This window comes from Dokdonella sp., assembly GCF_041395345.1.
Taxonomy (GTDB): Bacteria; Pseudomonadota; Gammaproteobacteria; order Xanthomonadales; family Rhodanobacteraceae; genus Dokdonella.
Genome location: NZ_JAWLAR010000009.1, coordinates 162,818 through 184,427 on the forward strand (window position 1 = coordinate 162,818; position 21,610 = coordinate 184,427).

The following is a 21,610-nucleotide window of genomic DNA, read 5'->3' on the forward strand; positions in this document are numbered from 1 at the left end:
GTCCAGGCCTGCGCTTCATGTGCGCTGCCGGGATTGGACATCGAGGCTGGATCCAGGTTCTTCGGTGAGATGCAATCTCGGTGCCACCTGGCCTGAAACAGACCCCGCCTGAACTTGTGTTGTGCGAGCTTGTGCGACGCCTGTCAACAGTTCGGCGACGGGCCAGCAGCCTTTTCGGTCGTCCGGTCATTTTTCGCGGCCTGCCGGTCGGTCACCGAAGTCTTCGCATGGCGCTCTGGCTTGGGTATCGTGCCTGAACCGGGCGCGCTGGCTGTCTGGTCTGACTCTGACAAAAGGACTCGAGCAAGGAATGAAGTGCCCGAAGTGTGGAACGGATCAGGCTGACGCCGCCCAGTGTGCTTCCTGCGGCATCTACATCGAAAAATACGCAGCCTATCTGGCTCACAAGGAAGCGCAGCAACGGGCTGCACTTTCGACGGCATCAGAGAGGCGCAGTCCGGCCAGCCTTGCCATCTTTGCGGGAGCGGGTCTTGCCCTGCTTGGATTGGGCTGGTTTGTTCTCGCTGGCAGCCGCGACAAGGAACCCGAACCGACGCTGGCCGCTGTCGTCGAACGTAGCCCGGACCCGATCGACCAGGAGCCGCCTGCAGGCAGCGTCCGTGCGCGCCTTGAGGCCAGCCATCCGCCGAAGAACGAGATCGAGCGCGCCCGCAATGCCACCGTGTTCATCGAAACCGAGTGGGGAGCGTCCGGCTCGGGCTTCATTGTCGACTCGGCCTGTCGCGTGATCACCAATCGGCATGTCGTCGAATTCGACTCGTCCAGCTTGCGCAAGGAGGTCATTTCCTCCGACGAAGTCCAGGCTGCCTACCTGCAACGACGCCAGGCCCTGATGATCGAGATCCAGCGCCTGCAAGTCGCCTTTCAGGAGGCGCTGCAGATGGGCGGATCTTCCACCGAACTGCAGGAGCTGCGCGATGAGTTGCAACGCCTTGGCAGCGAGCTCGACACGCTGTCGGAAAACGTTCGCGCCGAGATCGACGAGAAAATCAGCGACGAGGCGTGGAAATACAAGGACTCGGCCCTGACGGTTACGCTGGTGGACGGCACGGAGTATTCCGTGCGCAATGCCCAAAGTTCGGAGCACTACGATCTCGCCGCATTCACAATCGACGGTATCGACTGCCCGTTCCTGGCTGCGGGCGATCCTGAGGAACTGGCACAAGGCGGCCAGCTGTTCACGATAGGCAATCCTTCAGGGTTGACCTGGACGGTGACCTCGGGCGTTTTCTCCGGATTCCGGGAAGAGGATGGCCGGCGTTTCCTGCAAACCGATGCCCCGATCAATCCCGGCAACAGCGGTGGCCCGCTGATCGATCCGCAAGGACGTGTGGTCGGCATCAACACCATGGTGCTCAGGGATAGCCAGGGCATCGGCTTCTCGATTCCGGTGACGGCGATCGACGAGGCGTTCTGATCTTGCGGATCAGGCCGCCTTTCGCTTGGCGGGCGTCGTGCCTTTCCAGCGCCACAGGATCAGGATCAGGATTGCATCGACAGCAAGGGCGAAGACGCTTGATTCGGGTCCGAATTCGCCGCCGGTCAGCCATTGCGGCTTGTCCTGGAAGACGGGTCGGTACCAGCCGGTGTAGTCGAAGCCACTGACCCCGAAACCCAGCAGGTGGCCTTGCGCCCAGTTCCAGCCGAGATGCAAGCCGACCGGAAGGGCCAGACTGCGGGTACGCAGATAGGCCAGGCCAAGCAGGATCGCACCCAGCGCCAGATCCAGCATCGCGACCACTTCGGTAACGCCCTGCATGCCAGGGTTGCCCCAATGGCCGATGGCGAACAGTGCAGCGAGTGACAACTGCGCGAACCAGATGCCGGCACCGTCGACGAGGCGCTGGAACAGGAAACCGCGAAAAAGCGTTTCCTCGAACAAGGCCACAAACAGGAACAGATACAGGCCATAGAACAATGTGTTCGCACTGCGCGCCGGATCCGGCTCAAGTTGCACTCCACCCACGATCCCGATCAGGCCGACGATGACCAGCATGGCCAAGATGCCGATCAACAGACCCGTGGCCGCTTGCGCAAACCAGCGCCGGCCGATCCGGAAGCCAACGCTGGACAGCGGTTCACGACGTAGCCGGGTGCAGGCCCAGGTCACCAGCAAGACCATGATGAAGCGCAGCGGTTCGAGCACTTCGCCGGCCACGCCGAGCTCCCTGAGCCCGCGCGACAACGGTGTGTACAGGGCCCGACTAGCCAGGAACAGGCCCACAAAGAGAAGAATCCACCAGCCATTGCGCAGACGCTGTTCGTCGTCGAGGAAGATCCGTTTCATGCAGCTCTCTCGCGGGTGTCAGGAAGGGTATTCGCCGTGGCACGCATCGAGCGTGCGCAACAATCCTCACCCGGCACCGGAATTTGCGCCATGTGCCATTGGTTGCTGCAACGGTTTGCGCGAATTCGGCATCCGTCCGGGGCCTAAACTGGAAGCCTCGTCAATTGCGCCGTGGTCGCCAGAACACGTTCTCAGGTGCTGGCTCGTTTACAAGCGACGAAAGGTAGGCATGCAGGTCGTCGATTTCGGAGTCGGTCAGTTCGGGGAAGCGGTCCGGCGCAACCAACTCCATCAAACCGAGCTTCCGACCGTTCAATCCCGTACCGGTCTTGATCAGCGTTTCGAAATTCGCGCGCGGGATCCCTGCAACCATCGCCAAGTCCGGCGTGGGTGGTGGAAACACCGACAGTCCGCGCACATCAAGCTCATGGCATTCGTTGCACATGGTCAGTGCCAGGTATTCGCCACGGGCACGTTGCGGCTCTGCCCTGGAATCGACGCGCAAGGGCGGCACTGCATCCGCCCATTCCGCCATGTGCTTCTCCTCCCCAATCGCAAAAGACCAGCGCACCGCCCAGCCTAGTTTCGGCGTCGGCAAATCGATCTCGACGATCGGCGCCGATTTGAGAAACGCGATCAGTGCGACAAGATCCTCATCGCCGAGGCGCGTGAAATTGAACGATGGCATCGAGGTGAGCGCCCGGCCATCAGCCCCTATTCCCTGCCGGATCGCCGCTTCTATCGTTGCTACATCATGCTCGCGCACGTAGCGCGCCAGATTGGGAGCCACCGCGCGCTCCGGCCAATCCCATTGCTCGTCAAAATCCTTGCCCTCGAGCTGTTGCCCGTGGCAGCCCATGCAGCCACGTGTGCGCGCGACATGGCGCCCGCGTTCGATCGATGCGGCATCGGTCGGAATGGCTTGCGTGAATCGAGGCCCGGGCGTGAAGTCCCTCAATTTCGCTTCACTCAGAAGATAGACCCCGCCCATCGCAAGCAGAAGCACCGCAATGACAGCCAATGCGAGAAGGACGAGTGTACGCACCATCGAATTGACTCCAAGTCAGACACGAGTAGCCAGGATTCAAGTGGCTTCGCATTTTAGAACATGGGTTGACCTGTTGCAGAGAACCCGAGAACGGCAGCTGATGGTTCAAGCATTGATACCAACAGCAAGCCTTCTTCAACTGGCCAAGAACGGTTTCCAGGTCCGCGGCTGAACTCCGGTTTTGTCGTTGCAGCTCAGTACCTCTCGTACTGCGGAAGTCCATCGGCAATATCGTAGTAGTCGCCCTTGTCGGCAACGAAGATGTGCCTGGCCAACTTCAATCCGGTCGGCGCTTCCAGGGCGCCCATCGCTACCGAAATGAACGCGTGGGCGGTCCGGTCAGGATCCCAGAACAGGGACGAGCCACAGATTCTGCAAAAGCCACGCCTGACCTGTTCCGACGAGCGATACCACGTAATCGAGTCTTGCCCGTGGATCGTCAGTTCCGATCGAGGCACGTTGGTCGAGGCAAAGTAGTGGCCGGAATGCTTGCGGCACTGGCTGCAATGGCAGGCATCCGGTGCGTGCTCCCGAGCAAGGTCGAACTCAAACGACACGGCACCGCAAAGGCAGGAACCCTTTGCCATCATTCGCTCCATACAGGCGATCAGTCGGCAACAGTTTATCCGGCCACGCGATCCTCGGCTCAATGCGGATGCGCGTCGGTTGGCGCCGGCCTCGGGCCCGGGCCACCGCGAAAATGCTTCAGGCCGCCTGCAGGAGTACCATTCGTTCTATTGTTGGACGTCGCCCTTCAGCGACCGCGTTTCGGAGGTGGGTCATGGTGTTCAATCCGATGCTGCGCGTGGCGCTCGCCACCGGTACGGCGCTGGCCTTTTCTGTCTGTGCCTGGGCTGCGCCCTCTCCAGGCGAACGGGCACAGGAATCCAGCTCGAACATGTATCAGTCGATCAGCCTGCAGCCGACGGCAGCCGACGCGTTGCGGCGCAAGGTACTCATCCAGTGCGGGATTGACCCGAATCGTTACGTGCTGCCCTGGTATTTCCATTTCGAGTACGGACGGGCCTTGCTTGAGGCAGGGGATGCACAGCGCGCCATCGTCGAGTTGAGCCAGTCCATCGAGCTCAAACCCGAATCACAACCTCGCAAGCGCACCTACGGCATGTGGTACCTGGATTACCTGCCGTATTTCCAGCTGGCCGAGGCCCACGCCATGTTGCACAACTGGCCCTGCGCCGAAAATGCCATGCAACTGTCCCGATCCATGGGTGAAATCAATTCGGGTCGGATCGAGTCACAGCGTGTACGCGCCCTGCAGAAAGACATCGACAGCCACAGCGCAGACGTCGGCGCCTGCAACCTGCGCGATGCTCTGGATCCGGTGGCCTCTCAGGCCTGGATTGGAGGCTGAACGAAACGGAAAATCCGGACATGTTTCGTTCCTGGCAGACCTGCCTGACTCCTGCCGACAGGCGCCAAGATCTGAGTGCTCCAAGGCATTTCAACAGGTTTGAATGGTCCTTCGACAGGCTCAGGACGAACGGCTGGGATACATCCATATGAGTCGAATTGCGCTACCGTCCGACTCGACCCGGTTGCTCGGCAGTTTGTAGACTCAGGCTGGATGCGCGTTCAGTCGAATCAGGGAGAACTCTGTCATGGACGATGAGAATCGTGGCGATAGCTGGGAATCTGCCCGATCTCGGTATTCAAGGCGACGCCATTCGGATGACCGTGCTGACCCCTGGGGCCGTCGCTTCGTTGTCGCGATGTCTATCTTGCTTGCCGTCGTCATCATCTATCCTTGGTACGAGCGCTGGGTGGATTCCGTTATCGCAGCACGCATGCTTGAAACGCTCGGTGAGGAGTTTGAGAAGGCTGGGGAAGATTTCCGGCAAGAGAGCCGTGCACGCGCGCAACAATCTGCGCGGGCCGCCGATGCATCGCGGCGGGAAGAGCAGCGCTTGCGCATCGCCAGGGTAAAATTGATGGGTGCAACCGATGGCACGAACGGAGCTGTGGTGATTGTCGATCTGGGCGATGCCACGTTGACCGAATCCAGGGACACGATCTGCAAGCAGGCAAGCGCTTGGCTGCGGAGAGACCTCGCCAGGGTTGCACTCAGGGTCCAGCGATACCGGTCCAGCAATCCGGCGATCGACGCAGGCGTCGTGAATTGCCCGTAGATTCCGCGCTTGCTAGGCGGGGTTTTGATGCCGTTCTTGCTTGCACGTATTTGCGACCGGCACTTTAGTACCCTGAAACAATCCATTGCCCCTCACGGACCAATCACCCCACGGTGACCCGGTATGATGGTTTGTCTCCCAGCGCCACGGCGTCGCACGCAGGAACCCGCATCCATGTCTCCATCTCTTGTCCCTCGCTACGTGCGCCGATTCTCCGTCACCCTGTTCAGCTGTGTTGCACTGCTCGCCTTCGGTCCATGCCTGGGCCAGAGCGAGGTAGTCGTGGTACGCGCGCAAGCGAGCAAGGTGGTCGAGGAACTGCGACTGAGCGGCACGCTGACAACGGAGCGCCGCGCCGGCTTGTCGCCACGGGTTGACGGCCTGGTCGCCGAGGTGCTCGTTGATGCCGGCGACAAGGTCAGTGCCGGCGATGCGGTGCTGAAGCTTGATGCCACCCTGGCCATGGCCGTGCAGCGTCGCGTGGATGCCGAGGCCGCACAGGCACAGGCTTCGCGCAATGAAGCGAAACGCCGGGTCGATGAAGCTCGCAAGCTGGTGCCGCAGCAGACCCTGCCGAAGACCGAGCTGGAAGCACGCATCGCTGCACTCGAACTGGCCGAGGCAGCCCTCGCTGCTGCGCAAGCCAGTGCGCGCGAACAGGACGAGCTGGTTCAGCGGCATGTTCTGAAGGCACCGTTCGAAGGCGTGATCACGGCCAAACACGCCGAAGCCGGTGAATGGGTGGCGCGTGGCACGGCCGTTCTCGATCTGGTCTCGCTCGATGCGGTACGCCTCGATGTGCAGGCACCTCAGGAGATCTTTTCCGCGCTGCGTGACGACACGCCAGTACAACTGATTCCCGACACGCTCCCCGATACGGTTCTTGACGCACGCATCACCGCACGCGTGCCGGTCGGCGGTGGCTCCGGTGCACGCACGTTCCTTGTGCGCGTGGTGGCGTCGGAGCCCAGTGCCGCCCTGTTTCCCGGCACTTCGGCCACAGCGCGTTTCAGTCTGGCCGGCAGCGGCGCCAGTGCGGTACAGCTTCCTCGCGATGTCCTGCTGCGTCATCCTGACGGCGGCTACAGCGTGTTCGTCGTCGAGACAAACGGAAAGCAAAGCGTGGCGAGTCGACGCAAGGTCAGCGTGGGTCGCGACAGCAATGGCCTGGTCGAGATCGTGGCCGGCGTGAAAGCCGACGAATCGGTGGTCACGCGTGGCAATGAGGCGTTGCGCGACGGCGATACGGTGCGCGTCGTCGCACCGCAGGGCTGAGACCGGCCATGCTTCAGGAAATGCTCCGGCGAGGCACCCTGACCACGGTCGTGGCGCTGATCGTCTGCGTGCTGGGCATTTCGGCTGCGCTGCGCATTCCGGTGCAGATGATTCCCGATCTGGAAGTGCGCACGATTCGAGTCGAGACCCAATGGCCCGGAGCGACGCCGCAGGATGTCGAAAAGGAGATCCTGATCGAGCAGGAACGGTTCCTGCGCACCCTGCCCAACCTCACCCGCATGGTCGCATTCGCGGAAACCGGCCGCGCCTCGATCGAACTGGAGTTTCCGTTCGGCGTCGATATCAACGAAGCCCTGATCCGCACCAGCAATGCCCTGTCCCAGGTCAGCGGCTATCCGGAGAATGTCGATCCGCCGCGTCTGTACAGCAGTTCGTTCTCCAACAACGCGTTCATGTACTTCGCACTGTCGCCGCTGCCAGGCAATCCGCTCGACCTCGACATGGACATGGTGCGCGACTTCGTCGAAGACAATGTTCGCCCGATCATGGAACGCGTACCGGGCATTTCCCAGGTCGATGTGGGCGGCGGCGCCGAGCGCCAGGTCCGCATCCACGTCGACCCGGCACGGCTGGCCCAGCGCGGACTCAGCCTGACCGACGTGCGCGACGCAGTGCGCGCGCGCAATTCCGATACCTCGGCCGGCGACCTCGACAGCGACAAGCGCCGCTACCTGATCCGCACCGTCGGCCGCTTCGAAACGATTGCCGAGCTTGAGAACTTGATCCTCGTTCGACGCGGTGACGCCAGCGTGCGTCTCGGCGATGTCGCCGAGGTCGAACTTGATCACTACGAACTGCGCGGCATCGCGTTCGCCGACGGCTCCCCGCGCATGAACCTGTCGGTGCGCCGCGAGTCCGGTTCCAATGTCATCGACATCAAGAACACCCTGCTGCCGGTTGTCGACGACATCAACCGCGACCTGCTGCGACCGAATGGGTTGCAGATGACGCTGTTCGGCGACGATGTGCGCTATGTGCAGGCCTCGATTCGCAACGTCTGGACCAATCTTGGCATCGGTGCCTTGCTGGCGACGATGGTGATGCTGCTGTTCCTGCGTTCGGCACGCGCCACCATGATCGCCGCCATCGGCCTGCCGATCTGCACGATTGCCGCCTTCCTCGGCCTGCTGGCGTTCGGTCGAACGATCAACGTGATCTCGCTCGCCGGCGTGGCTTTCGCCGTGGGCATGACGGTGGACAACACGATTGTCGTTCTGGAATCGATCGAGCAGGCGCGGCGGCGCGGACTGGACCGTTTCGAGGCGGCCTTGCAGGGCACGCGCGAGGTGTGGACGGCAGTGCTCGCATCGACGATGACCACGGTGCTGGTATTCGTACCGGTCCTGTTCGTGGAAGAGGAAGCGGGCCAGCTCTATTCCGACATCGCCATTGCCTTGTCGGCTTCGATCCTTGCCTCGATGCTGGTCGCCATCGGCCTGATTCCCACCGCTGCCGCGCGTCTGGGCCTCGGCGTTTCCGAAGCACCTGAGCCGAAACAGAATCGCCTGGCAAAGCGCTTGCTCGGCATCGGCGACTGGTTCACCGCATCGCGCATGCGGGCATCGGTCTGCGTCGGCGCCACGCTGGCCGCGACCCTGTTCATCGTGTTCGAACTGACCCCGCCAGCCGAGTACCTGCCAGAAGGCGAAGAGCCCAAGGCATTTTCGAGAATGATCGCTCCGCCCGGATACAACCTCACCGAAATGTCGCGCATCGCCACGGAGATTCGGGCCGTACTGGACCCGACCGTTCATGCATCGCGTGACGCCTTCGAAGCAGGAAAGTCACCAATTCCTCCACTGGTCGGCTATTCGATGTGGGGCTCCGCAGGGAGTCTGGTGGTGATGAGCGAACCGGTCGACGGCGGCGATATCCAAGCGATGATGGATGGCCTCACCGAACTGTTCCGCAGCTATCCCGGCATGCGTGCATTCTCCTCACGCGGCTCGATCATTTCGAGCAACGATGGCGGCACCCGCGCCGTGGCCCTCGATATCTCGGGCCCCGACATGGCCTCGCTCTACACCACCGCGCAGGCGGCGATGACGCGTGCGCAGGACCTTTTCGATGATCCACAGCTGAACTCCGATCCTTCATCGCTTTCCCTCGACCAGCCGCTGATAGAAGTCCGGCCTCGCTGGAACCTGCTGGCAGAAAGCGGATTCAGCGCACGCGATTTCGGCTACTCGGTGTCCGCGCTTTCCGACGGAGCCTACGTCGACGACTTTCTGCTGGAAGACGACCAGATCGACATCTTTCTATACAGCGGTGCCGGCTCCGACCAGACCCTGACCGGCCTGCCGCAACAGCCCGTTCTCACCCCTTCGGGCAGCATCGTGCCGCTGTCTGCGCTGGCCGACATCATCGAAACCGTCGACAGTGCGAGTCTGCGCCGCGTGGACGGCCGACGTACGGTGACGCTGTACATCATTCCCTCGCGCAACGTGGCCCTGGAAACGGCCGTGCAGCGGGTCCGCACCGAGATGTTGCCGGCACTTCGCGAGGCAGGCGAAGTCGGTGAGGGTGTCAGCATCGCCATCAGCGGTGCTGCCGACCAGCTCGATGCCACGCGCGAGGCGCTTGGCGGCAACTTCCTGATCGCGATCATTCTCTGCTACCTGCTTCTGGTTGCGATTTTCTCCCACTGGGGATATCCCCTGCTGATTCTGGTAACCGTCCCGGTGGGCATTGCCGGCGGCATACTCGGGTTGCACGTGCTCAATGGTGCCGGCGCCATGCTCGGATGGCTCGGCCTCGGCACGGTGACGCAATCGCTGGACATGATCACGATGCTCGGATTCCTGATCCTACTCGGCACCGTGGTCAACAACCCGATCCTCATTGTCGATCGCACCCGTGAAAATCTGCGTGTGGCGGGAACCAGCGTCGCCGAGGCCGTGCGTGAAGCAGTGCGCAGTCGCGTGCGCCCCATCATGATGGCGACCCTCACCACCGTATTCGGACTGGCGCCCCTGGTCCTGATCCCGGGGGCCGGCACCGAGTTGTACCGTGGTGTCGGCGTCATCGTACTCGCTGGTTTGCTCTGTTCCAGCGTGGTCACGCTGACGTTCCTGCCCAGCCTGCTGACCCTCACCCTTCGGCCGCAAAAAGTGGAAGCAGATCCTGCACCGAGTCGGTGAGCATCTGAAGTGCTTCGACCCTTCTTCCCGGATCAGATGCGGGAGAGGATCTGAGCCGAGTGGCACTGACTCGTCTTCGGTTCTGTCGAGGAGAGCCCCATTCACCTCAGCCGTTCGTCCTGAGCCCGTCGAAGGACGATCCACGTACCCTCCAACCGTTCGCCATGAGCGTGTCGAAGGCAGCCTGTCGAATGAGGTCTGTCATATGCACAAGAGCGTCCGTCGACAAATCGTGCAACGAAACCTGCGAATGATTTCGACTTCTCCTCGGTCATTTCAGCATTCAGCCCTTCTGCTGTCTGTTCAGAGCCTGCGCGGTTAGACTGCAGTTCGTCATGTCCCACGCGCCAGGGGGTTCCCGCATGAAACTGACCGCGATATGCCTTGCGATGCTTTTGCTGGTTCCGACCCCGGTGATGGCGCAAGACCCCGGTGACTGGGTGCTCGGTCGATGGCAAGGAGGCCAGTACTGGTTCCCTGGCGTCGTGCAATCGCGCAGCGGCAAGAACGTGACCATCATCTATGACGACGGCACTCGCGAAACCCTGAGCACCGACCGGGTACGGCCATACAACTGGACGCTCGGTTCCCGCGTGGAGTGTCGCTGGGCCGGCGGCAGTGACTGGTATGGTGGCAAGATCACCGGTATCAGCAAGGATGGCACCCAGCTCGATATCCACTACGACGATGGCGATCGCGAACGCATCGCAACTGGCGGTTGTCGATCCAGCTAGATCCGGATGCACGTCGTTGCGGTAGTGGCATGACTCAAGCATGTCCGTGTTGACTGAAGTACCCCGTATCAGCGCCCGATGCCAGGGAGAGTCTCCATGAAGCGATTTCTGAAGGGTTTGGCGGCACTTCTGGCGGTACTAGTGATCTTGCTCGTCTGGATGTTCTGGCCGGCGCGGTTGCCGATTGCAGCCTTGCCCGCAGAGCTGGGTCTGCCAGCGGCGAATACTCCGGCCGACATGGCCATCTACGCACTGCCGACCGGCGCCATGCATTCGCAGGCCATGCTTGCCTATCGCGGTGGCCCACCCGGCGAGTCGCGCAATTTCACGATGACCGCCTTTCTCGTACGTCATCCACGCGGCGACCTGCTGATCGACAGCGGCTTTGGCTCGCAGGTTGATGCACAGTTCGCCCAGTTGGCACCGCTGATGCAGATGACCTCGACCTACTCGAAGGAAATGCCGGCGCGCGACCAGCTTGTCGATGCCGGCATCGATCCAGCGTCCTTGGCAGGAGTTCTGCTCACCCACGCACACTGGGACCATGTCAGCGGCATGACCGATCTCCCGGGTATCCCGGCCTGGCTACCCGAATCCGAGGCGGACTTTGTTCGCTCCGAAGCGCCGATGGCGGCGGTTGCCCACGCCCTGCCCGGGCTCGAACTGCATCCGTATGCCTTTGCCGATGCGCCTTATCTTGGCTATCCGCGCAGCCTCGATGTCTGGGGCGACGGTTCGATCATTGTCGTCCCGGCTTCCGGGCACACTCCCGGATCCGTGGTGATTTTCGTCACCCTGCCCGATGCACGCTACGCCTTTGTCGGCGACATCGTCTGGCAGAGCGAAGGCATCGAGCGTCCGGCCGAGAGACCCTGGATTGCGCGCCATCTGGTGGACCAGGATGCCGACCAGGTGCGCGAACAGATCTCGCATCTTGCCGCGCTGCACAAGAAGTTTCCGCAGATCGCCATGGTGCCGGCACATGACCTGCGTCCCGTCGCGACGATGGCGCGCCTTGGCCCGCGCGAGTCGGCGCGCAACGACGAGTCCGCTGCTACGCCATCGGACTGAGCCGAACTGTCAAGCCTGACATCGAGGGCATTGCAGGAAAGCCGGCGCTATCCAGCGGCCGGCCATTTCGCTATGGTCGACCTCGGCAGCCAACAGACGCACCGGGCCAGCAGCGGAGTAGATCGCGAATGAAACCATTCGGCAGCAACGTGAAGTCAAATCTCAGTCAGGCTGATTTCGTCAATGTCGCCAGCGACGCGTTCGACAACGGTCAGACGATCGCGCAAATGCTGATCGCTTCCTGCGAACGCAACGCCGACCTTCCGGCGGCCAGCAATCTCGACTGCAGCCTGAGCTACGCCGATGTCAATCGACTGAGCGCGGATTTCGCGGCCTACCTGCGCGGAGAACTCGGACTCGAGCCCGGCGACCGCGTAGCCATCATGTTGCCGAACCTGCTGCAGTATCCGGTCGCCCTGCTCGGCGTATTGCGTGCCGATCTCGTCGCCGTGCTGGTCAACCCGATGTACACGGCGCGCGAGCTGCATCACCAGCTCAGCGATTCCGCCGCCTCCGTGCTTGTCGTGCTCGACAACTTCGGTGCGGTCGCCGCCGAAGCGCTCAAGGGCACCGCTGTTCGACAAGTCATCACGACGCGTGTCGGCGACATGCTGTCCTGGCCAAAATCGATGATTGTCGATTTCGTGCTCAAGCATGTGAAAAAGATGATTCCGCCTTTTTCGATTGCCGGATCACAGCGCTGGCCACGCGTGCTGGCGCGGGGCGCCGGCTTGCCCCGTATCGCGTCAAAAGCGCGCGCCAGCGACACGGCACAGTTGCAATACACCGGCGGCACGACCGGGCTGGCCAAGGCCGCCGTGCTTCCACACAGCGCAGTCGTTGCGAATGTCGCCGCCGCCGAACAGTGCTTCGGTCGACTGCTCGATCCGACAAGGGACACCGTACTGATCTGCCTGCCGGTCTACCACATCGCCGCCTACAGCAACCTCATCTTCAACATGGCGCACGGCTTCCACTCGGTGTTGATCACCAATCCCCGAGACATTCCTGCCCTCGTCGCAACCTTCGCGAAACTGAAGCCCTCGTTCTTTTCCGGCGTGAACACGCTCTACGACGCCATCCTCAATCATCCGGACTTTGCCTCGCTGGATTTCTCGAATCTGAAATTGTCGCTGCAGGGCGGAACCGCGCTGCGGCGTGGTACCGCCGAGCGCTGGCTCGCCGTCACCGGCTGTCCGGTCGTCGAGGGCTACGGCCTTTCCGAAACAGCCGCGGCGATTACCTACAACCGGCCCGACGGCAAGAATCCGGTCGGTTCAATCGGGATGGCCCTGGCCGAAGTCGAGATCAGCTTGCGTGATGAAGAGGGTCGCGTCGTGCCAATCGGCGAACCCGGCGAACTCTGCGCACGCGGCCCGCAGATGACCAGGGAATACTGGAACCAGCCGGAGGAAACGCGCAACGCGTTCTTCGATGGCGACTGGTTCCGCACCGGGGACATCGCGCGCGCCGACGAGCAGGGTTACTACTACGTGCTCGATCGACGCAAGGACATGATTCTGGTCTCCGGATTCAACGTGTACCCCAACGAGATCGAGGATGTCGTCGGCCTGCACCCCGGCGTGCTCGAAGCGGCCGCAGTCGGCGTGCCGGACGAGAAATGCGGCGAAGCCGTACGCCTCGTCGTCGTCCGCAGCGATCCCGCGCTGACCGAAGACGAACTTCGCGCCCACTGCCGCAAGAACCTGACCGGCTACAAGCAACCGAAAGTCATCGAATTCCGCGACAGCCTGCCGAAATCGGCTGTCGGCAAGATCCTGAGGCGGGAGCTTCGCTAGCTTCGCGCTGTGTGCGGAACAGCGATGTTTACCCCACCAATCAGCAGGTAACGCACGACCTGTATTGAAGCTGGCGAGGGGCTGGATTCGGCCAGAAGCGGACGTTCAAACGCGCGCATTGGGCTGCCGTCGTGATCCCGCGGAAGGCGAAATTGGCCAAGGTGAATTCCTAGGCTGTGCTTCGAGCGTACTGGCCCCGACTTCTGGGAACATGTTGACCTGCCCCCATGTTTCAGTGCCAATGTGTTTTGGCGATTCTCAATCGGCAATGGCCCGAATTGGTGCGGCTGCAGCCAGCCAGGAGCGGTTGTTCAGTTGCACACCAAGGGGCCGCCTTCTTCCCTGACTTACACAGGCTGGGCAAAGGACGGCTGAAAGAGACTCCCTCGAGCTTGCTGGCACTGAAAATGGGGGCAGCTCAGGGGTCATCAAATACCTCGTCCATTGGTAATGATCTTGCACACGATCCCCGCTGTTGTGCTTGGTGCGGCGCCGAAATATTCGTAGCCTCCAGCTTCCGCGTATTCAATTTTGAGTTTCGTTGCAAATTCGTCATTCAGCGGAAAATCGAGTATTGCGTCTCTCACTTCAGCATCTAGCCGAAAATCTTCATCGAGCCCACACACCCATGGCGCGAGCAGTGCATTGCCTTGTTGGCGCATGCTTGCAAACTCGGGCTGAGAACGGCGCTCATCTCCCGTGGCGAATCTCTGCAATGAACTGTAGTAGTTCGCAGCGTCCTTTAGAGTAAGCGTAGGCTGGTACAAGCGAATCGGCGTAATCTCAAACGAGGTCCCTCGAAAGGTATACTTCGGAGAAAACGCCATTGAGGGATTGTCATACCAAGGATTTCCAAATGTGATCAATTCCTTTTGCGGTTTGTCACCGGCCACGGCATAGCCAACGTGGAACACCGTGATGACCCAACTGTATTCTGGGTTAGCGCTCGGCCAGTGAATGTTGAATTCTGACCAAGTCGGTCGTATCGAAAAGCGACCATTGCTATCGGTATGCGTAACTATCCGCTGGAAGTAGTTCTCAAATCCTGAAGTACCGACAAGTACTGGGCCTGCCCTTAGCTTGGCCACTGCGATCACTGTGACGTTTGGCATTGGGTTGCCTGTTGAGTCATCAACCACGACCCCGGTTTTGGGTATATTTGCAGACACATAACCGATCAACTGCGGCACGAAAGGACCGATTGCCAAGCCAAGCAGTACCGCGAGAACTATCAGTAGGCGCTTCATTGCATTTGCGTTCCTGAGATTTGCCAAACGCCGTCTGCATATTGAACGATATGTACGTGGAACCCGTTGCGAGTCTGATCCGGATTATCTCGGATAATGGGCAATTCTACGTAGGTTGGACCAGAGAAACCGCCAACTACGGTGCCCAACTCCGCAATGAGTGCGGGAAGGTCTGCTCCAATCTGCGTGCAGGTACTGAATCGCCGCTGGTTCCGTAGACGCTGCTAAGCGCCTCCTTCGGGTCGGCCACAGCCCGTCGCGAATGGCAGCGGACGGCCAAAAGCGGAAGTCCGGAAATAGTCTCTGGCAGTGAACCAAATTCAAGTTTCAAGACCTGACCCTCTTCCTTCAGGAATCGGCTATACAAGTTGCCGAGACGACCACGAAAAAGACAACAAGCGCTGTCTGAATGCGGATCTGCGATATGAACACCATGGCTACCTACATTGCGAAATGACATTCCGCCTTTTGAGAGCAAAAGCGTACGCCGGCGAATCATGATCAGTTCGCCGGAAGACACAATTGCTGCCCACCGAGGCCAGCTAGCGGCCAGAAATGGATGCTTCGAAAATCATGGCTACTTGATGCTTATTGCCAAAGCGCTGGAACCGTTCGTTCCGCAGGATCGCCTTTTGTACTACTTGCTGCAATTCCCGGAGACTGCGAGTTTGAGGTCGCCCACTGCGTCCTTCCCCTTTTGATCGCTCACTTGTTCCAAGTTGGCTCCGCCGACGAAAACGCCAAGCTTGATGTACTGGCGCACGAAATAGTTGACTCCGGCCTTCATGTAGATGACAAGATCATTTGGTGAGAATTCTGATTCGGTCGAAATCGTATGCTCCTGGTTGCCCTGAACCTCCTTGTAGAAGAAGGTTTTCGGCGCGGATTCACCAAGGCACTTCCCATCAATGAATATGTCCTTCTTCAGCGCAGCCCCGAAGTTGCTGTCGCGATATACGTACAACCCCGCCTTGTCTGTACTTGGCAAAGCGAAGAGCTTGGCTTCTGTGGACTGCGACTGGTCGGCAATTGGCACGGAAGCGCACCCGCCAAGAAGCGCGACGGTGAGAACGATAAAAGCTGGTCTCTTGAGCATAGATTTCCCCTGTGTGGCGAAGCATGACGCCTGCATTGGGCCGAGCCGCCTATTGGGTCCCATACTGGACTCTATTACACAAGCCGATCATGGCCAATTGGTTAATTGGAACAGAAGTGATTCTATACGCATAACCACGCAGCGACCATCGGGCAGCCTAATCCCGTAATCTTGTATTGGAGTAGTTTCTGCCCCGGAGGGTGCGGCCTCTTTGCGTGGCGTGAACCTCCCTGTGAAAGTTTTCCTACGACGAAACCTGACACAGGTGCTGCAAGATTCTGATGCCGTCTCGACCGACAGTCCGCTTCGGGTCGGAAGCAGTCGGCAAGAGGCGGACACTCCCCAGTCCACGACTCACGCGGCGTAGGAAACAGCGCAAGAACGATTCGCTCCGTTTGAACCAGGCGCTAGGCATTCCTGTTCAAGAAGCGGACATCCGGTATCCAGCCTCTGGCGCGCCTCGCCAGGCGGGATTCCCTGTCCTCCTCTTCGAAAGAGGCAGTTGATCGGTTGAAGAGAGAGGGTGGAACCCCTTCCATCGCGTTGACGCTGACCACCGCGTACGTTCTTCCTTCGATTTCGCTGGTGACCAGCGGTACGACACCACAGTTTGCGCAGATGTGAAATTCCGCTGACCGGGTTCCGAAGGCATACCTCGAGTGCTGTTCGGGGTCTCGGACATCCACCTCCAGGGAACCGGTCGGACAGGATGTCCAGACACCACCGTGTTTGACGCAGAACGAGCAGTCGCATGCGCGCGCCGGAATCTCTTCAGGCTCAGGCAGCCAGTGCAGGGTGAAGCGGATGTTTCCGCAGTGACAACTTCCAGAAATGTCCATGGGCACGCCTCGGGGTGAGCGGTGAGGGCATTGGACCAGAATTGATTCGTGCGCGTCATTCACTGGGTTCGAACGGGAGTCGCCGGAGCATCGGCCAACACCGCTGCCAAACCCGAAAGTTCGAGCGAAGCGACTTCAGCTGGCGGCAGACCTCTGCCCGGCAGGTTTCGCTTCCGGCAGCGATGGTTTGGAGCTCGTCCAGGCGCCTCGCTTGGGCAAGGGCGGACGTTTCGCCTGAACACGCTGCCCGCGAATGGGGCCCGCCCGGCCGGCCTGCGGCTTGGTAAACAATCAACACGCCCCCACTCCAACAAGGTCATGTTGCGTCCGAACGAGCTATAGTGCGGGCAAGCTTGAGTTGCACGGCGCTTGACAGGGTTTGCCCTGGCAAAGGATATCGATTCAGGAGAGTTCGTCTGTGTTGACCAGCCTTTTCTTGCTGCTGTTGGCGATAGTAGCGGTGGCCGTCGCCATGCATCTGAGTCGGCGTGCCCGTCTGCAAAACCTCCGCGGTTTTGCGGCAATGGTTCGCCGCACCCTGCAGATTGATACCTGTGGCGGCATCAAGACGACCAATCTGTATATCTATCTTTGCGCTCTTGCTTCGGCTTTTCGCACTCAGGCCATGCTTCAGGACCTCGAGCTGCACCCCGGGGAGCTGAAGCGGGTGGTGTCCGACGCCATCGAGTCGTCCTACCTTGTAAAGAAGGATCCATCGAACAGTGAGGTCGCAGGCGGGGCGCTTCTGCTTTTTGCGTCCTGCCTGGATCCCGTCATGAGCGGGACGCTGTCGGGTGAGGCTGTCCAGGGGGATGAGGGGAACTTCGTCGGTACTGCAGGCGCGGTGGCTTTGCTCGCGAGCGTGGGCTGGCATCCCGATTCGAACGCGGATCTGGTCACCTGTGCTCTTTCGGAAGCCTCTCCGGCCAGGGAGCTGGCCGACTACTGGCGGACCACAAGCAAGGCCCATCGAGACCGGGTGGAGTCGGCATTCGAACGAGCCATCAAGACCGCACTGGATCCATCCACGGCCGCCTATGTCAGGCACAGGGTATTCGCCGACCTCAAGAAGGACGCCCAGCCGGCAGCTGATGCCGAAGGTCGACCGGAGTCCTGATCGGCTGCTGGACGTGGCGACGGCTGCAGGCGCACAGGCGGTCGTGTCCAACGACGATAGTTCGGTTTTCACGGCCTCACGGCTGCTGCAATACGGTAATGCCGCGCTGCGCCTTGTCCTTGGCCACCATCTTGCGTACGTCGGCCAGTAGCGCCTTGGCGTCGTAGACGATGCCGTCCTTGATCGTGTAGTCGACGCCGCCGACGCGGCTCAACTTTCCTTCTGCATCGAGCTTGATGTGGCCGGTGCCATAGAGCACCTTGAGGTTGGCCATGGGATTTTCGCCGAGGATGGCAAGGTCGGCGAGCTTGCCCGGTTCGATTGATCCGATGCGGCCGTCGGCGCGCAGCACTTCGGCTCCATTCAACGTGGCCGAACGCAGGACTTCGAGCGGATGGAAGCCTGCCTCGCGCAGCAGTTCGAGTTCCTGGATCGTGCCGAATCCGTAGAGCTGGTAGATGAAGCCCGAATCCGAGCCGACGGTGACGCGCCCGCCCCGGTTCTTGTAGTCGTTCAGGAATGCCATCCAGAGTTTGTAGTTTTCGCGCCAGGCCACTTCGTCTTCGGTAGTCCAGTCGAAGAAGAAGCTGCCGTGGTTGTCGCGATTGGGCGTGTAGAACTCCCACAGCGAAGGCATCGTGTATTCGTCGTGCCAGTCCGCCTGGCGTGCGCGCATCAGGTCACGCGCCGCCAGATAGATGGTCAGCGTGGGGTCGATGGTGAAATCCAGCTCCAGCAACTCGTTGATGACAGCTTCGTACTTTTCGCTGCCCCTGGCGGCGGCCTGCGCCCAGAGGCGTCCGGCCTGGCCGAATCGATCGGCCTCGTTGTTGTAGTTGTAGGCGGCCGGATAGTCCTGCACGGTCTGTCCATCGAACAGCGCTTCGGGCAGGCCGTACCAGTGTTCCATCGTGGTAAGTCCCAGGCGTGCCGTGGTCAACACGTTGACCCGCGCCACATCGAGCTGCGCGTGGTGACAGGCACTCTGCATGCCCTGCTTCTGCAATTCGTCGAGTGCAGCAGCGAGAATATCCGGCCGATAGCCAAAGCATTTCATGCCAACGGCACCCTTGGCCTTGACGTCGCGCACCCACTGGCGCGCCTGCTCCGGCTCGGTCATCGGCGCATCGCGTCCGGCACCGAAGAAGACATAGGGATAGATGCGCGGTGCGGTGATCTGGTTCTTCTCGCTGCGATGCTGTTCGCTGACGCACCAGTCCAGGCCGTTGCCGCAGCCGGGGTCGCGGATCGTGGTGATGCCGTGACCCATCCATAGCTTGTAGACATACTCGGCCGGCACGCCCTGCTCCTCGCCGCCGATGTGGCCGTGCAGGTCGATCAGTCCCGGAATCACGTACTTGCCGGTCAGGTCCATTTCCCGACCGCCGGGCTTGAGGGCGGGCCGTGCATCAGCCTTGATCGTCGAGCCGGGCGAACCGACCGACTGTACGGCGACAATGCGGTTGCCTTCGATCACGATGTCGGCCGGACCAAATGCCGGACTGCCGGTGCCATTGATCACGGTCCCACCGCGCAGGATCAACTGGGAATACGGCCCTTCGCCTTCCACTCGAGCGGGCGCAGGTATAACTGGCGGCGCCTTGTTCGTGGCCTCGGCTGCGGATGCGCCGGCAGTGCCCAGGCCCAGGAACAAGAGTGTTGAAACTGGCAGCAACCAGCGCATGGCGTCTCCCCGCAAAGTATTCGACTGTCGATCTTCAATCATGCCTCAGGTCGGGTGGCAGCACACTCACGAACCTGATTCGCTGCATGGCCGACGGATCTGCTCGACTATAAGGATCTCGACGGTCCGCCTCGGCCGATCTGCCATCCGGCATGACTTCTTGCACAGTTCGGAGCGCAGACGCCCTCCCCCAAGCCACGAAGCAGTGACCTTCGGCCCACGCGCTGGCGCTGCGCCAAGCCCAGGATGGGCTTCCGAATACCTGATGAGAAATACCATGTTCAAGGTTGTGCTGATCGCCGGGCTTGTCGTCGGGGCGACAATGTCATCGACCGCGGGTGCTGCGGCGCAAGAGGCGGATTGGGTGGAGCGGTCCAACAAGATCGCCTATGAGGTGCTCAAGTCGCAGGCGAAGTTCGCTCCGGAGTTTTCCAGCCAGACCGGCGTATCCGGGTTTGACGAGGAGATTTTCGATCTCGGCGAGAATCTTGCGCAAAGGCAGATCGCGGCCTCGCAGGCCAGTATCGACATGCTCGAAGGCCTGCTCGCCAAGGAAACCGATCCGCGCGTGAAGCAGGATTTGCAGATCATGATCCAGTCGCAGAAGGACAACATCGAAGCGACCCAGATCAATTTTGACCGCGTCGTTCCGTACGGAAACATCAGTGGCCTGATCTTCGCCGGCTTTCGCGGCCAGCTCGACAAGCAGGTGCCGATGGAGCAGCGCAAGGCCGCTCTGGTGCGCCTGAAGAAATACACCGGCGAGGCCGACGGCTACGAGCCGCTGGTCAATCTGGCCAAACAGCGACTGACCGAACGCAACAAGATCCCTGGCCTGATCGAACCCTATCGCGGCGAGGTCGAGAAGGATCTCGAGGATTCGCCGAAGATGATCGACGGACTCACGCAACTTTTCCAGGCCAGCGGTCTGGACGGCTGGCAGGAGTCGTTGGCGCTTCTGCAATCCCAGCTGCGCGACTACAACAAGTGGGTGGAGGCGACCATCCTGCCGAACACGCGCGATAGCGCCATGTTGCCGCGCGAGCTCTACGAGCTTCAATTGAAGAACTACGGCGTCAACGCGACGCCGGAAGAATTGATGCTGATCGGCCAGGTCGCCTTCATGAATATCCGCAACGAGATGATCGCGCTCGCTCCGCTGGTGGCCAGGGAGAAGGGCTTCGACACCCGTGACTATCGCGAGGTGATCAAGCTGCTGAAGAAGGAGCAGATTCACGGTGACGCACTGATCGCCAACTATCAGGACGTCATGAAGCAGCTGGACAAGATCATCGCGCAGGAAAAGCTGGCGACCCTTCCCAATGAGCCCGCCCGCGTGCGCATGGCCACAACCGCGGAAACAGCGCAACAACCGGCAGCGCATCTGGATATTCCGCGCCTGGTCGGCAATACCGGGGAGTTCCCGGAGTTCATCGTGCCGAAGATCGAACAGAACGAGGACGGCACCTGGCCGGACAGCGACTATGCCTATCCGGCGATGATGTGGACGCTGTCTGCGCACGAAGCACGCCCCGGCCACGAGATGCAGTTCACGACGATGCTGCGTGGCGGCGTCTCTACGGCGCGAGCGCTGTTCGCGTTCAATTCGGCCAATGTCGAAGGCTGGGCCCTCTACGCCGAGGCGATCGCAAAGCCAAGCATGCCGCTCGAAGGGCAGCTGATCTCGCTGCAATACCGGCTCTTGCGCGCAGCACGCATCTGGCTGGATCCGGCCATCAACCTGGGCCTGGTCACGCCGGCAGAGGCCAAGCGCGTACTGATGGAAGATGTGGTCGAAGATGACGGCAATGCGCAGACGGAAATCGACCGCTACACCTTCCGCTCGCCGGGACAGGCCACGGCCTATTACTACGGTTACGAAAATCTGCTCGCGCTGCGCGCCGAGACCGAGTTGACCTTGCGTGACAAGTTCGACGCGCAGGCCTTCCATGACTTCATTCTCGCCCAGGGCTTGCTGCCGCCCGCGGTTCTGAAGCAGACCGTCAAGAATGAATTCGTCGCGCCGCGCATGAAGGCCTCAACCAAGGCCGGGTAGTCCGTGATCGTGCTGGCCTGCCGCGCCG

The 21,610-nt window shown here is 60.8% G+C and carries 16 protein-coding genes; 10 read left to right on the forward strand and 6 right to left on the reverse strand.

The window, feature by feature from the left end; all coding sequences use genetic code 11:
• Positions 1–310 precede the first annotated feature (310 nt).
• Positions 311–1,438: a trypsin-like peptidase domain-containing protein gene (locus R3F00_RS10065; RefSeq protein ID WP_371281653.1), complete on the forward strand. Its 1,128-nt coding sequence runs from the start codon at positions 311–313 to the stop codon at positions 1,436–1,438.
• A gap of 9 nt (positions 1,439–1,447) precedes the next feature.
• On the opposite strand, the gene R3F00_RS10070 is transcribed toward R3F00_RS10065, so the two are convergent.
• The 3 genes from R3F00_RS10070 to R3F00_RS10080 all read right to left on the reverse strand — a co-directional run bounded on the left by R3F00_RS10070 (position 1,448) and on the right by R3F00_RS10080 (position 3,943).
• The gene (locus R3F00_RS10070) at positions 1,448–2,308 is read right to left on the reverse strand and encodes a lysostaphin resistance A-like protein (protein WP_371281654.1); all 861 of its coding nucleotides are present in this window, start codon (positions 2,306–2,308) and stop codon (positions 1,448–1,450) included.
• Between the two features lie 160 nt (positions 2,309–2,468).
• Positions 2,469–3,356 carry a cytochrome c gene (locus tag R3F00_RS10075; RefSeq protein ID WP_371281655.1) on the reverse strand — a complete coding sequence of 296 codons (888 nt, stop codon included), beginning with the start codon at positions 3,354–3,356 and terminating at the stop codon, positions 2,469–2,471.
• 194 nt (positions 3,357–3,550) lie between these two features.
• Complete coding sequence (locus R3F00_RS10080; protein WP_371281656.1) at positions 3,551–3,943, reverse strand: GFA family protein; 393 nt, start codon at positions 3,941–3,943, stop codon at positions 3,551–3,553.
• Positions 3,944–4,137: 194 nt separating this feature from the next.
• Here R3F00_RS10080 and R3F00_RS10085 point away from each other — a divergent pair, with 194 nt between their 5' ends.
• The 7 genes from R3F00_RS10085 (at position 4,138) to R3F00_RS10115 (ending at position 13,543) form a co-directional block, all read left to right on the forward strand.
• Entirely contained in the window at positions 4,138–4,728 is a 591-nt protein-coding gene (locus tag R3F00_RS10085) for a hypothetical protein (RefSeq protein ID WP_371281657.1), read from the forward strand.
• A gap of 358 nt (positions 4,729–5,086) precedes the next feature.
• On the forward strand, positions 5,087–5,503 hold the full coding sequence (locus tag R3F00_RS10090) for a hypothetical protein (RefSeq protein WP_371281658.1): 417 nt from the start codon (positions 5,087–5,089) through the stop codon (positions 5,501–5,503).
• A 174-nt stretch (positions 5,504–5,677) separates the two neighbouring features.
• Positions 5,678–6,778 (forward strand): efflux RND transporter periplasmic adaptor subunit, encoded by a 1,101-nt coding sequence (locus tag R3F00_RS10095; RefSeq protein WP_371281659.1) that lies wholly within the window; start codon positions 5,678–5,680, stop codon positions 6,776–6,778.
• A gap of 8 nt (positions 6,779–6,786) precedes the next feature.
• Positions 6,787–9,939 (forward strand): efflux RND transporter permease subunit, encoded by a 3,153-nt coding sequence (locus R3F00_RS10100; protein ID WP_371281660.1) that lies wholly within the window; start codon positions 6,787–6,789, stop codon positions 9,937–9,939.
• A gap of 362 nt (positions 9,940–10,301) precedes the next feature.
• A complete protein-coding gene (locus R3F00_RS10105) occupies positions 10,302–10,673 on the forward strand; it encodes a hypothetical protein (protein ID WP_371281661.1) in 372 nt (123 codons plus the stop codon).
• Between the two features lie 96 nt (positions 10,674–10,769).
• Positions 10,770–11,744, forward strand: a complete 975-nt coding sequence (locus R3F00_RS10110; protein ID WP_371281662.1) for an MBL fold metallo-hydrolase — start codon at positions 10,770–10,772, stop codon at positions 11,742–11,744.
• A 128-nt stretch (positions 11,745–11,872) separates the two neighbouring features.
• Entirely contained in the window at positions 11,873–13,543 is a 1,671-nt protein-coding gene (locus R3F00_RS10115) for an AMP-binding protein (RefSeq protein ID WP_371281663.1), read from the forward strand.
• A gap of 428 nt (positions 13,544–13,971) precedes the next feature.
• On the opposite strand, the gene R3F00_RS10120 is transcribed toward R3F00_RS10115, so the two are convergent.
• Together R3F00_RS10120 and R3F00_RS10125 are read right to left on the reverse strand one after the other, a co-directional pair.
• Entirely contained in the window at positions 13,972–14,790 is an 819-nt protein-coding gene (locus R3F00_RS10120; protein ID WP_371281664.1) for a hypothetical protein, read from the reverse strand.
• Positions 14,791–15,427: 637 nt separating this feature from the next.
• Positions 15,428–15,886, reverse strand: coding sequence for a DUF2846 domain-containing protein (locus R3F00_RS10125; protein ID WP_371281665.1), 459 nt, complete (start codon positions 15,884–15,886; stop codon positions 15,428–15,430).
• Between the two features lie 1,257 nt (positions 15,887–17,143).
• On the opposite strand from R3F00_RS10125, the gene R3F00_RS10130 reads away from it, so the two are divergent.
• Complete coding sequence (locus R3F00_RS10130) at positions 17,144–17,842, forward strand: hypothetical protein (RefSeq protein WP_371281666.1); 699 nt, start codon at positions 17,144–17,146, stop codon at positions 17,840–17,842.
• 76 nt (positions 17,843–17,918) lie between these two features.
• Here the strand turns inward: R3F00_RS10130 and R3F00_RS10135 are convergent, their stop codons facing one another.
• Positions 17,919–19,526, reverse strand: coding sequence for an amidohydrolase family protein (locus R3F00_RS10135; protein ID WP_371281667.1), 1,608 nt, complete (start codon positions 19,524–19,526; stop codon positions 17,919–17,921).
• A 277-nt stretch (positions 19,527–19,803) separates the two neighbouring features.
• Between R3F00_RS10135 and R3F00_RS10140 the strand changes: the two genes are divergently transcribed.
• Complete coding sequence (locus R3F00_RS10140; RefSeq protein ID WP_371281668.1) at positions 19,804–21,582, forward strand: DUF885 domain-containing protein; 1,779 nt, start codon at positions 19,804–19,806, stop codon at positions 21,580–21,582.
• Positions 21,583–21,610 lie beyond the last annotated feature (28 nt).